Annotated in this window: 10 protein-coding genes; 1 reads left to right on the top strand and 9 read right to left on the bottom strand. The window is 60.2% G+C overall.

What is annotated here, in order from left to right; all coding sequences use genetic code 11:
* Positions 1 to 176: 176 nt before the first annotated feature.
* The 9 genes from PPP56_RS04255 to PPP56_RS04215 all read right to left on the bottom strand — a co-directional run bounded on the left by PPP56_RS04255 (position 177) and on the right by PPP56_RS04215 (position 11,102).
* The gene (locus tag PPP56_RS04255) at positions 177 to 2,495 is read right to left on the bottom strand and encodes an amino acid permease (RefSeq protein ID WP_353562795.1); all 2,319 of its coding nucleotides are present in this window, start codon (positions 2,493 to 2,495) and stop codon (positions 177 to 179) included.
* A 202-nt stretch (positions 2,496 to 2,697) separates the two neighbouring features.
* On the bottom strand, positions 2,698 to 5,064 hold the full coding sequence (locus tag PPP56_RS04250; protein ID WP_353562794.1) for an amino acid permease: 2,367 nt from the start codon (positions 5,062 to 5,064) through the stop codon (positions 2,698 to 2,700).
* Positions 5,065 to 5,399: 335 nt separating this feature from the next.
* Positions 5,400 to 7,796 carry a LemA family protein gene (locus PPP56_RS04245; RefSeq protein WP_353562793.1) on the bottom strand — a complete coding sequence of 799 codons (2,397 nt, stop codon included), beginning with the start codon at positions 7,794 to 7,796 and terminating at the stop codon, positions 5,400 to 5,402.
* A gap of 135 nt (positions 7,797 to 7,931) precedes the next feature.
* Complete coding sequence (locus PPP56_RS04240; RefSeq protein ID WP_353562792.1) at positions 7,932 to 8,651, bottom strand: fumarylacetoacetate hydrolase family protein; 720 nt, start codon at positions 8,649 to 8,651, stop codon at positions 7,932 to 7,934.
* Between the two features lie 260 nt (positions 8,652 to 8,911).
* A complete protein-coding gene (locus PPP56_RS04235) occupies positions 8,912 to 9,238 on the bottom strand; it encodes a YlcI/YnfO family protein (protein ID WP_353562791.1) in 327 nt (108 codons plus the stop codon).
* Between the two features lie 55 nt (positions 9,239 to 9,293).
* Positions 9,294 to 9,719: a putative toxin-antitoxin system toxin component, PIN family gene (locus tag PPP56_RS04230; protein ID WP_353562790.1), complete on the bottom strand. Its 426-nt coding sequence runs from the start codon at positions 9,717 to 9,719 to the stop codon at positions 9,294 to 9,296.
* A gap of 388 nt (positions 9,720 to 10,107) precedes the next feature.
* Positions 10,108 to 10,608: a hypothetical protein gene (locus tag PPP56_RS04225; RefSeq protein ID WP_353562789.1), complete on the bottom strand. Its 501-nt coding sequence runs from the start codon at positions 10,606 to 10,608 to the stop codon at positions 10,108 to 10,110.
* Entirely contained in the window at positions 10,592 to 10,765 is a 174-nt protein-coding gene (locus PPP56_RS04220; RefSeq protein ID WP_353562788.1) for an RHS repeat-associated core domain-containing protein, read from the bottom strand. The genes PPP56_RS04225 and PPP56_RS04220 overlap by 17 nt, the downstream gene beginning before the upstream one ends.
* Entirely contained in the window at positions 10,728 to 11,102 is a 375-nt protein-coding gene (locus tag PPP56_RS04215; protein WP_353562787.1) for a hypothetical protein, read from the bottom strand. The genes PPP56_RS04220 and PPP56_RS04215 overlap by 38 nt, the downstream gene beginning before the upstream one ends.
* Positions 11,103 to 11,171: 69 nt before the next feature.
* Here PPP56_RS04215 and PPP56_RS04210 point away from each other — a divergent pair.
* On the top strand, positions 11,172 to 12,211 hold a 1,040-nt coding region (locus PPP56_RS04210; protein WP_353562786.1), incomplete at its 3' end, for a methylmalonyl-CoA mutase family protein.

The raw sequence follows: 12,211 nt of genomic DNA, 5'->3' as shown, positions 1-12,211 counted from the left end.
TGATATAGCCAAAAGACATCGCACTTCGTTTCGTTCGAACCCCCTCTCCCTTCGGGTTTCTCCCCCTTTTCCAAGGGGGAGATGTCGGTAGACAGAGGGGGTTAAGCGGACTACAATGATGTAGCTCACATGACAATCACTAACCATTGAACCGCTACCTTATCTACCATACTTCCCTACGCCAGCGCGCTCTCCTGGCCGGAGTCAAGCACGAAGAGACTGCTCGTGCGGGTGCGAGCAACGATCTCGCGCATCCGGGCAAAGTTAGGCGGATCCATCAGCCCGAAGATGTTCACATCGCCGCGTGGGGCGTCGGAAAGATAGGGCTCAAACGCACCCACATGGACCGACACGGTGGCCTCCGGCATGCGGGCCAGATCGACAAGTGTGTGCAAAAAGGCACGTGCTTCTTCAGCCTGCTCTTCGGTGTCAACGACGGTTAGCAGGCGCATCTCCGCCTTCCAGTTGCGCTTGAGCTTGTATGCAAGAAGCAGCGGCAAGTCCAGATTGCCGATGTCCATCGACACTTTCCAGTCGGGGCTCCGGTCGTTGATCCAGACGTTCACGGTTTCGCGCTGCCCCAGTCCGGCCCGGCGGTGCGGCGCGTAGATGCACGTTCCCATCTGCTGGTCGCTGGCTGTATGGACCAGATGCGCATAGTCGTCTTCGCGCTCGTCGTCGTCTGGCAAGGGCAGAAAGAGGATATTTGGCTTAAAGAAGGCCCCCTGCATGGTCTGGATGCTGGCGGTCAGGCTGGGAGCGAACCGTTCGGCCGAGACCACAGCCGAGGAGGCGAACACGCCGCGCTTCCGAAAGGCCGACGTAAGGTCTTCGACCTGGCGCGCCAGGTCTTCTGAGGCGTTCTCGCTGTCCAGCCCCAGCAGATTGACCGCGCCCTTTGGGGCTGCCAGGTCCTGCACGAAGAGGAACGACCCGCGCAGCGTATCTGCGTCGCGGATAGGCACCAGAATGTTGGGCTTCCAGGCGCGCTCCTGGCGCGAGGTCAGGTCTTTCACGTTTTTGGCCGCCCACTCAGCAAGCGACACGAACAGCCCACTGCGCACGTCGGCCATGGAGTGATCGAGGGTACGGCGTACCAGCACGCCGTAGAACACGACGACGATAGCCATGGCAGCCAGCCCAAACGTCGGGTTTACGATGAACATCGCCATCAGACACCCGGCAGCCCCCGCAAACGACACCACACGCGGCAGCCGAAGAATCGGGCGAAAGCTAACCAGCCCCAGCGTCTGCTCCACAAACACCACCACGTTAATCATGGTGTAGGTGATCAGGAAAAACATCGTGATGAGCGGCGCGATGGCGTTCAGGTCGCGCACCATAAGCGCCGCCAGAACGATGCCTCCAGTAATCAGCATTGCGTTGCGCGGCTCCCCTGCGTCGGTGCGGCGCGACATCCAGCCGCTTGCCGGTAGAATATCGTGGTTACCCAGCGCCTGCAAGATACGCGGCGCCCCCACCGCCGAAGCCAGTGCCGACGAGAACGTAGCCCCCAGCAGTCCGGCTACCACCGGTGGCCCCCAGTACGCCATGTCGATCATGACCGTGTAGTTCGTAAGCAGCTCCTCGGTCGGGGCCGAGCGGAGCAGCCAGATCGCAATCAGCACATAGATCACAAAACTGATCCCGATGGCGCTCATCGTGCCCAGCGGAATGCTCGTGCGCGGGTTCTTCAGTTCTCCCGACATATTCGCCCCCGCCATAATGCCGGTGGCCGCCGGAAAGAAGACGGCAAACACCACCCAGAACGACACGCCCGGGAAGTCATTCTCGGGCGCACCCGGAAAATCCCCCCACAGCTGAATGTCTCCGAACGGCATGGCCATGGAGCCAGTCGCCGCGGCCATCGCTACCGATATGAGCGACGCCACAATGATCGCCAGAATCACATATTGCACCCGAAAGGCCAGGCTCGCGCTGATGTAGGCGATGCCAAAGATGAGCGCAAACGCAATCAGATCGACCAGCAGCGCGGGGTGCTCAGGAAACACCCAGAGCCACCCCTCTCGAAAGCCAAAGATGTACATCGTTACCGCCAGCGCCTGCGCCAGGTAGAGCGGAATGCCCACCGCGCCCCCCACCTCCAGGCCGAGCGACTGCGAGATAATCGAGTACGCCCCCCCGGCTCCAATCCGAATGTTGGTCGTGATCGACGACATCGACAGCCCCGTCGCCGTCACGATTCCGAATGCCAGGCCAATCACCAGCAGCCCGCCAATCAGCCCCGCATTCCCGACCACCCAGCCGGTACGCAGGTACATAATCACGCCCAGAATGGTGAGCAGCGTTGGCACAAAGACCCCAGCAAAGGTGCCATACTTGGTGCCCTCGGGCATAATGTCCGATTCCGCAGAGGGTTCGACGTCCTGCTCTACCGCTTTCTCCTGCACTGCCGCAGAGTTTTCCGCCGGAGCGTCTTCAAAAGGTGCATTGGGAGTCCCGGTTTCTTCTGAACCTGCCATAGAATCTGTCATAGCAAAACGACGTTCTACTGGATGGATGCGCAGGCCTGCTGCACAGAGCATGTCGGCCCACTTTCTCCGAATGGGATTGCCTCTACCGGATGCCGGCCCCCCGCATGCAGCTTATCGCCCAGCTTGGGCACTCGGGGGCGCGCGGGGCACGTTTTCTCTTTTAATTGCCTCTTGTATCACGCCACGATACGGTCGTCTTGTGCTACGTCGCCGACCCGGCCGTATCCGTTTCCGGCGAGGTCGTGAACCCGATGCGTTCCTTGAATCGCTTGAAGCCCTCCGTCGCCTTTGTCGGTAGCGTATCTGGCACGTAGCGCCGCACCATAAGCACCGACGAGTCTGCCTGGTCGGCCACCACGTCAGGAATCGACCCGAAGAGCACCTGCCGGAACGTCCACTCCCGCGAGGCGCCAATGATCGTGAGGGCGAAGTCGTCCTGGGCCATAGCGCGCTCAATGCCACCAGTCACGCTATCGGCATGCTCCACCTGGTAGACAATCGTGTCGTCGTCACCGATCTCGTTACGCACGGTGCGCTGCAGCGATGCTTTCTCGCTTTCCAGGTCGACCCCTTCACGCACCACGCGTAGCACGTGCAGATCGGCGCCAGTAGCTTGCGCAATCCGCACACCGATCTCGAGTCCAAGACGCGCGTGCAGCCCGCCCCCCCATGGCAGCAGAATCTTTCGCATCCGCCTTAAGCCACGATCCTTCAGAAAAGCGACATCAGCGGGAAGGTCTCGGATAATGCGCTGCGATGGGCTGTTGTAGATGTTGCTTACATTGAATCCGCCGCGCCACCCCATCAGCAGCAGGTCGGCCTCATTGCGCATCGTTTCGTTGATCAGCCCCCCAAACACATCGTGGGCCACATCGATTGATGAATCAATCTTCGTCTGCAGGTAGGGGCGGCTGTCGCTTCCGTTTTCAGATATCTCGCTTTCCGCCTGTGCAGATAGCCCCCTAATCGTCTCCTGCAGCGAAGGGCGCTCGGCAAACTGCTCACGTGCTTCTTTAAGCGGCGTCTGCAGCGGCACCCGCACAAGGTGCAGTCCGGTTACGTGTCCCCCTTTATCGCGCCCTGTAGCAATGTAGCGGCCCATCTTAAGCAGATCGGCCTCGGTGTCGGGGTTGGCCAAGGCCACGGCAACACGGCGCGGCTCAATGGCATTGATGGCGCGCTCGCCCGGGAGCACCGCCTCGGGCAGTCCAACTTTCAGTTCGGGAGCCGGGCGCATAAGCACGCTCCAGCCGTGCTCGTTCCACTCGGCTTTGAACTCGGGCACAGCGTGCTCAATATCCACGCGGCTGCGTCCCCACACGGCGTACCACGCCAGGCTCAAGACGATCAGAACAACAACGGCAATCTGCGCAAACGGCCCTGAGTACAGAATAATTCCGACACAGGCCACTGCAGCAAACGCCTGAATAAAGGGAAAGAACGGCGTCCGGAACGACGGCTCGTACCAGTCGGGACTGGCCACGCGCAGCGTAATGCACCCGATATTGAGCGCAGCGTAGCTATACAGCTGCAGCACACTGGCAATCTTGGCCAGGTCTTCCAGGCTCTCTAACAGGAGAAACAAAAGCGCAAGAACGCCCGTCAGCAAAATAGCACGGTAGGGCGTCATGAGCGTCTCGTGGATCGCACTCAGCCAGTTTGGCACCATGCGGTCGCGGGCCATCGCCAGGTTGATGCGCGATGAGGCCAGAATGCTTGCGTTGGCCGACGAAACCGTTGCCAGCAGCCCCGCAAAAATGATAATGCCCGCCCCTACCGGACCGAGCATCAGACGAGCGGCCTGCGTAAGCGGATCGCGCACATCGCCGATCGTTTCTTGCGTGAAGATGCCTCCAATGATGAGCAGGATAACGACGTACAGCACCGTTACCAGCGCAACGGAGCCAATTAGGGCCCGGGGCAGATTCTTGGCAGGGTTCTTAATCTCTTCCGCTACCGCTGCAATCTTGACGAATCCGAGAAACGAGACAAACACCAGCGCAGTTGTCGACGCAACCGGCGCTGTACCAAAGGGGAAAAACGGCTCGAAGTTGTCGACATCAATGTAAAACAGCCCGATCAGGCAGAAGCCGCCGAGAATGACAAACAGCGTAAGTACTACAACCACCTGCGCACGCCCCGACTCTTTTGCACCGTACGCGTTCAGGGCCGTAAGCAAGACCCCGCCGATAAACGCCCCCCAGAACGGCGTAATGGGAGCAAACTGCGAAAGGTACTCGCCAAGCCCGAACAGGTAGAACGCAATGGCAAAGGTAAGGCTAAGCCAGATGCCAACCCCCGATATGGCACCAAGCGCGGGGCCCAGCGAGCGCGACACAAAGTAGTAATCGCCTCCCGAAGTCGGCATACCGGTAGCAAGTTCAGCAGCGCTGGCAGCCGTAATCATACACACAAGTCCGGCCGCCAGATACGAAAAGATCGCCGCCGGCCCCGTCAGTTCAAGCGCCACACCGGCCAGTAGGAAGATCCCGGCTCCTATCATGGTACCCGCTCCGATAGTGAGCGCATCCCAGAAGCCTAATTCACGTCGCAGATCGTCTTGCGCCAAAGGAAATACCTCTTGAGTATTTTGATTGGTCGTAGCGAAACAGAAACAGTCCTTATGTCAACACAGCTCTCAGCGGCTCTCAGCATCTAAGTGCAGGTATATCAGCACCGGACTTGCTTTCACGAGTAAAAGGATAGCCATTACCCCGGACAGTGTCCACCGCCATCTTGTTACTATAGTCGATTTGTTACGCATTCATGCTCAGACGCCCATACACCCGGTCTCTATCTCGCCTGACTTACCTGTGATCCGTAGCATGTCCAGTACGGTCTGTTCTATCCCGGCTGCATCGTAGGGTCAGGATGAATTGCAGAAGACATGCTTTCGGTGCAGCGCTACTCCTGCTGCAGCTTCTTCGTAGCCGTAACCGCTTTGTGGGGGGCAGCCCCCCGTGCTTCTTCTGCAATAAACGGTAACGACTGAAATCCAAACGGGAGCGCGATCAGCACCTCCGGAAAGTGCCGAATGCGCATGTTGTAACGTTCAGCTGTGTCGTTGTAGCCGGTACGCATAAACGAAATGTCGTTCTCGACCGCTTCCAGCGCGTCCATAAAGGCACGAACCGACTCATGGGCCCGAAGATCGGGAGTACTCTCCACCGCGATGCGAAGCTGCTTACGCACCGCATCCCCAGCTTGCAGCTCTGCTTGCTGGACTGCTGCCCCCCCATCTGTGTCGTGCAGTTGCCGCACACGGGCAACCATCTCCTGTAGCGTCTGTTCGTGGCCGAGTGCCCGCTCTACCGCTGATGTCAGATTTCTAATCAGGTCATAGCGCTTCTGCAACGCCACGTCGATGTTGGCGATGTTGCGCTCTGCGCGCTGCCGCAAGAACACCAGGTCGTTATAGTACATGAGGCCAAGTATCAGAAACAGGTAGCTCGCCGACAGCCCGGCCATGGTCGCGTACAGAGCCGGCCCAACCGCCATCAGCAGCCCGGCCAGTCCGATGCCCGTCGCCATTGCGGTTACAATGCCGATGTTTAGAAAAGAGAACCCCTTAACAACGGCTTTCGTCTTGAGCTCATCGGCCGACAGGCCGCTTACGATGAAAGGCGTGTCGTCAGAGGCCCCGATGAATAGCGCGTCGTGCGTTTCCGGGTTGACCTGCGCCATCCCCATAACGTACACATCGTCTCCGAGCTGGATCGACGACTCGGTGAACCGAAATGTATCGCGATCGGTCGAATCCATCTCTGTCATCGTTCGACGGCAGGAGAACTCGGCCCCTTCCGATGCGATGTGTACGGTCCCGGTATCATCTACACAGCCAAAGTCGACCTGACGGCGGTTCGTTCGGATGGTGACCCATTTACCGTCGTCGGTGTTGTACTTTTCTACTTTCAGGGTGTAGTGCAGGCAATCAGCGCCCGACCGCGGCCCCCTGAGCGACGGTTGCCCTTCAACGGCGACAGCCCGGCCCTGCAGTTCAACGAGCCCGTACACCACGCCCCCCACAGGCGACGTGGGTATGTTCTCAATTCTTCGCTTGCGCGCCACCTGCCTGAACCCCTTCGTGGTGCCGAAAAACAGTCCGCCAGCACCTACGATCAGCATCAGGAGGGCGTAGCGTCCGGTGAAGCGCACCGGAGCCGCCTCTACGCCGGCCGCAAAGCGGTCCTCCTCGTCAGACGGCAGGGCTATCGTTGGCGGTACAGGAACGTTTGAAGCACGCGCAATGAAGCGCTCGGGGATGCGGTCATGTTGTGTGGCGGTGCGCGCGGCCGTCTGTGCCATCCGTACGCGCACGCCCATGATGCGCTGACGCTCCGCGTCCGACAGGGCTTCATACCGGGGTTCCTGCATCGATCCTACATCGGACAGCCGGGCGGCTGGTATCTCGTGGCGGTCTAAGATCGCGAGAATGGCGCGTTCGCCCTCAGCCAGCACACGCGTTGTTGCTTCGTGTGCGCGGATCAGGTCGTTGTGCAGCATTAGAACGCCCTGTACGCAGAGCACGGTAACTGTCACCGTTGTAACCCCGATCATGTACGCTGCAGCGTTGTGCACCCTGATGAGCGTGAACAACGCGAAGGCTGCAAATAGAAATGCCGTTGTGCCTGCCAGCACCAGCAGACTGCTGTTCACAGCGCGCCCCTGGCGAAACTGGAGCGCCGTACCCGTGGAGATCAGCGGACGGTATGCTCCCTCCCGCTCGAATCCCACCGTGTATCCTGCTTCGCGCTGCTGCGCATACCCGAACATGAAGACCGTATCGCCCGGCTCAATGCGGTACTCGGTGTACCGGCGGTTGCCCGATCGATGGCGGTGGCGCATCGGAGCGTTGATTTCGGCATTGCGCACCTGAACCGGGATCTGGCCTGTCGCATCCTCCAGCATAAAATTGGCTGCTCGCGACGTCGAGCGCACGACTGTCCAGCTGTCGTCGCGGCGCCGCTCAATAACGTGCCGGTAGTAGACGCTGGGCGTATTGGTCTCAGGGGATGCGTGGAGTTCATCTTTTTCAATAACGGCTCCTCGCAGGTTTACCTCGCCGGTGATCACAGAAGCCACACTGATGCGCGGCGTCCGCTCCACCTGCCGGATTTCCTCGATCGCGTCGAAGCTCCACGTGCTCAACCCAAAGCCCATCAGACCCAGCCCCAGTGCCCCCGCGGCAAGCGCTCCATAAATGGATCCCGGACGCGGACTGTGCCAGAGCGATGTTTTCCCGATCGCTTTTACCAGAAAGGCGATAACCAGGAGAGCACCTCCGAAAATTACATACGCCATAGAGATAGCAACAATGGGTTATGTGAGGCGCGCACCCAGGCGCATGAGACAGCCTGCTTTTTCTGCATCCCTCCAATGCGCATTAACGAACGCGATGCGGACATCGTCGGTCGCGCACGCGGGCCGTATCCCTCCTCAGACCGGCGCCGCCACCGTATTGCGCAATGTCCCGATGCCCTCGTACGTGATCGCCACCGTGTCGCCCGGCTCAATGTCGCCCGGGTTGGCGGGGCTGCCGAACGCGATCGCATCGCCCGGCTGTAGCGTGAAGCGCTCGGACAGAAACGCGATAATCTCAAACGGATCAAACAGCATCAGGTCGGTGCGCGCGTCCTGGCGTTTTTCGTCGTTTACGTACGTGTGCATCGACAGCGCGGTCGGGTCCAGGTCGGTTTCGATCCACGGACCGAGTGGGGCCGATCCGGTGAATGCCTTGCGGGCGGTGCGTCCGGGCTGGTCGAGCGCATCTACATCGTTCATGATCGTGTAGCCGCGCACCACCTCGGGCACCTCGCGGGGCGCTATGTTTTGGCACCGCATGTCGATGACCGCCACCAGCTCGCCCGCATACGTGAGCTGCTCGGTCCAGATGGGATACGGAATCGGCTGCTCATGCGCAATGGCGCTCACCGGCGGCTTGATGAAGAAGTCGGGCGCGTCGGGACGCTCGTAGTCCATCTGGTCGAGCGTAGCCGCGTAGTTGCGCCCCACACAGTAAAGCGCCGACGGCGTACACGGTGGCAGCAGGCGTCCATCGCGCCCCACCTCGTACGTGCCGTGATCGGTAATGAGCGTTCCGTCGTCGTACCGGCCCGCAACCGGACCGGTGTTGGTTAGCAATCGAGCAAGGCGCATGTAAGAGGCTGGTTCTAATGAAGAGGGATGCGAGCGAACGTGCTTTCAACACGCACAACGGCTCCTGGTGTGCCGGCCGTTCGCGTCTACCTGTCATCTTGAACGGGGGCCTGCCACGAGCGAAGTGAGAGAGGACAGGCGGACGCAGTGAAGCATCCCTTCTGATGCCGCAGTGCGTCCGTTGTATCCGGTGTCATGACAGGCCGGGCATCCTGTGCCCGTGCTTGCCAGTGCACGCTGAACGGGTCCTTATTCATCGATCAGGACGGCGGCGGCGTTGGCGTTTCCTCCGTGTCAACGCCTGGGCTGTCAACACGCCGGTCTTCAGGCGGCGGCTCGCTATCTGGTGCCTGATCCAGGATTGACCGGGCTGCCTCTTCAAGCGTTTCGCCTCGCTCGTCAGCCGTCGCTTGGCCAACGGCTTGCAGCGCCTCGACATATGTCCAAGACGCGCCCTCATCCAGGCGGGTCACCTTCTCCGCCACCGCAAGCATGACGAACTGGTTCATCGACAGGCCCTCTTGGTTGGCTAATTTGCGAACGTGATCGTGGAGTGACTCAGGAAGTCGAATGGTCAGTGCACCCATGGCTCTATCGTTCTAATGGGAGTAAACGTACGCAACAGTCATCTGCTTACAACGGTCATCTGTTGGAGCGAATGCGCATTCTCAGCTCACGCGGGGTTAGCAGGGTGACGCCCAGGCTCCATGCCTGATGGAAGTCGGACTTATTGAATGTAATCAGATGCGGACAGGACGCAGCCACCGCCGTGTTGAGCACATGGGCGTCACCTGGATCCCGAACATGCGCTGGCCACCGAAAGTGAACCTGGTGGGTTTCTGCATGCTTCAGGAGGGCCGCAATCACGACGCGGGCTTCTTTCGGCTGGATGCCCAGCGCGTGGGATTCACGAACCAGCACTGCCTCATATTCCAACACGAGCGGCACAGATACATGTGGCGTGAACGCGCCCTCGAACACCTCATCCAACAGACGCCGCGACTCGCCACGACGACTCCGGAGGGCCGCATACAGCACGTTCGTGTCGATGACGATGGAATGCGGCATGCGTGTGGCAAGGTGGTTCACATATGAACCTTAGCAGAATTATTACAACCCGAGACGTGAAGCGTTTCCGGATCCAGACCCGACAAGCAAGACGCCACGACCAAGGCATGGGCTAAAGCCCGTATCTCAACTGACCCGTTATGGAATAGCGATGTCTCTGCCCACGCGGAGATAGTTCCCGAATCACTGACAAAGGGGATGGCTTATCACGAGTCTGTGTTGTTGGGCGTATGGCCGCGGGGGCCATTGTTATTCCGCTCTACCTGCCGCTTGTTGATCTGATTACGGTGGTGGAGTGATGGGTGGCGGTTCACGCTGATCCTGTACTGGTCTTTGTTCAGTTCGCTACTGCATGCTCGATGCGGTTTCTTGGATGTGAGGGAGCCCTTCATTCCTCGCCTCGGGCCTCAACGGCCTGCTGGACGCGTGTGACCAGCCGTTCGGCGGCGTGCTCTTCAGCATACGCCTCGGCATCACTGCGGACCTGGTGGTACCACTGCCCGGCCTCACTTGTGTAAAAGTCGGCATACGCTTGCAGAGTCTCGGTAGGAACGTCCTGGTACATGTAGAACATCGTCATTGGTATGATACTGATGGCCGTCTCGCGCGCTTGCGACTCAAAGAGAGCCGGGTCGACTGTGGGAGCAGCATCGGGATCGATATGCTCCACCGCCTGAAAAATACCCTGCTGCATCTGAACAATCGCATCAACAAACGCTGTGATGGCGTCTCCCGCTTGAATGAGCGTGCGCATGACCTGCATACGCTCTTCACCGATTGAATCCTCGGTGAGCGTTTGCGCATATTGCTGCATTGCTGTATAGTCAGCGTCGTACCGCGTCAGCGAATCAACCTTCTGTACAACAGGCCGGTCAAAGCCTTCGAGCACGGCGCGAGCGCGTTCCGCGTCGTACTGCGCGCCACCGCCCGATTGCGGACATGTAGTAGCGGGCGCCGGCGTAGTGCAGGCCGGTTTCCGCGTCCAGCTCGTGGCCGGTGTAGTCCTCATCAGCGCGCGGGCCCTGCGCGAGGGTGCGGCCGGGCATTTGGAGGCCACCCGAGCCGCAGGCGACGGATGGAGCGAAGCGGAATAAAGGGGTAGTGGTCGCGGCGCTCGACGACAGTTCCGCTTGGGTCGGTCACCGCGCGGGTGGAGCCTAAATGGTCGGTGTGGTAGTAGCGGCGCTCGCTTTCGGCTCCGCCTACAAAGCGCCCAATGGGGGTGCCGCTGGGGAGGAGGACGTTGTAGTAGTCCACAGAAGGCGTCGTTCCGCCACCGATGGCCGGGCCGTGGCTGAATTGGCCGAGGGCCGCTGCGCCATCGCGAACGGTGAAGGTGGCAGGACTGGTTCCCACCTGGAGAAGCTGTTGTACTTGCGGCACGTTTGCCCCGGTCGTCGGTATAGGAAGCGATTCCAGTGTACGTCTCACTTGTCTCAATCCAACCTGCCTATGCGCCCCGACTTTAGCCAGCGTGCGTACACCCCGCCCGAGCCTGCTCCGCCTGACGATGCCCCCGCGCCCTGGACGGCTCCCGAACAAATCGATGTGCACCCAGCCTACGAGGCATCGGATGTGGCCGATGTAGAGCACCTGGACTACGCCGCCGGCATCCCGCCGTATCTGCGCGGCCCGTACGCCTCCATGTACACCTTTCGTCCGTGGACCATCCGCCAGTACGCGGGCTTTTCGACAGCCGAGGAATCCAACCAGTTCTACCGCGAAGCCCTCGCATCCGGACAGAAGGGGCTGAGCGTGGCCTTCGACCTGGCCACCCACCGCGGCTACGACTCCGACCACGACCGGGTGCGTGGCGATGTGGGCAAGGCGGGGGTCGCGATTGATAGCGTTGAGGACATGAAAGTGCTCTTTCGGGGCATCCCGCTGGATGAGATGTCCGTCTCCATGACGATGAACGGGGCGGTGCTGCCCGTGATGGCGTTCTACATCGTGGCCGCTGAGGAGCAGGGCGTGGATGCAGAGCAGCTGGCAGGCACCATCCAGAACGACATCCTGAAGGAGTTCATGGTGCGGAATACGTACATCTACCCGCCCAGGCCGTCCATGAACATTGTGGGCGACATTTTCGCCTACTGCTCCGAACACATGCCGCGCTTCAACGCGATTTCGGTGAGCGGGTACCATATGCACGAAGCCGGTGCCCCTGCCGACCTGGAGCTGGCCTACACCCTCGCCGATGGACTGGAATACCTGCGCACGGGGCTCGACGCCGGACTCGACATCGATGCGTTTGCGCCGCGTGTGTCGTTCTTCTGGGCGATTGGGATGAACCACTTCATGGAGATCGCCAAGATGCGCGCCGGACGCCTGCTGTGGGCGCAGCTCGTGCAGCAGTTTGGTCCGGAGAACGAGAAGTCGATGGCGCTCCGCACGCACTGCCAGACCTCCGGCTACAGCCTGGCCGAGCAGGATCCGTTCAATAACGTGATGCGCACCACGATCGAGGCGCTGGCTGCGGCGCTGGGCGGCAC

The sequence above is a fragment of the Longimonas sp. genome, assembly GCF_040409695.1.
Taxonomy (GTDB): Bacteria; Bacteroidota; Rhodothermia; order Rhodothermales; family Salinibacteraceae; genus Longimonas.
Note: the sequence above shows the minus strand (reverse complement) of the source record. Positions and strands in the feature narration are given on the sequence as shown.

Excerpts from the sequence above, each read along its gene's own strand:
- PPP56_RS04255 (WP_353562795.1), bottom strand. The coding sequence starts at position 2,495 with ATGACAGATTCTATGGCAGGTTCAGAAGAAACCGGGACTCCCAATGCA.
- PPP56_RS04245 (WP_353562793.1), bottom strand. The coding sequence starts at position 7,796 with ATGGCGTATGTAATTTTCGGAGGTGCTCTCCTGGTTATCGCCTTTCTG.
- PPP56_RS04240 (WP_353562792.1), bottom strand. The coding sequence starts at position 8,651 with ATGCGCCTTGCTCGATTGCTAACCAACACCGGTCCGGTTGCGGGCCGG.
- PPP56_RS04235 (WP_353562791.1), bottom strand. The coding sequence starts at position 9,238 with ATGGGTGCACTGACCATTCGACTTCCTGAGTCACTCCACGATCACGTT.
- PPP56_RS04230 (WP_353562790.1), bottom strand. The coding sequence starts at position 9,719 with ATGCCGCATTCCATCGTCATCGACACGAACGTGCTGTATGCGGCCCTC.
- PPP56_RS04220 (WP_353562788.1), bottom strand. The coding sequence starts at position 10,765 with ATGCCCGGCCGCACCCTCGCGCAGGGCCCGCGCGCTGATGAGGACTAC.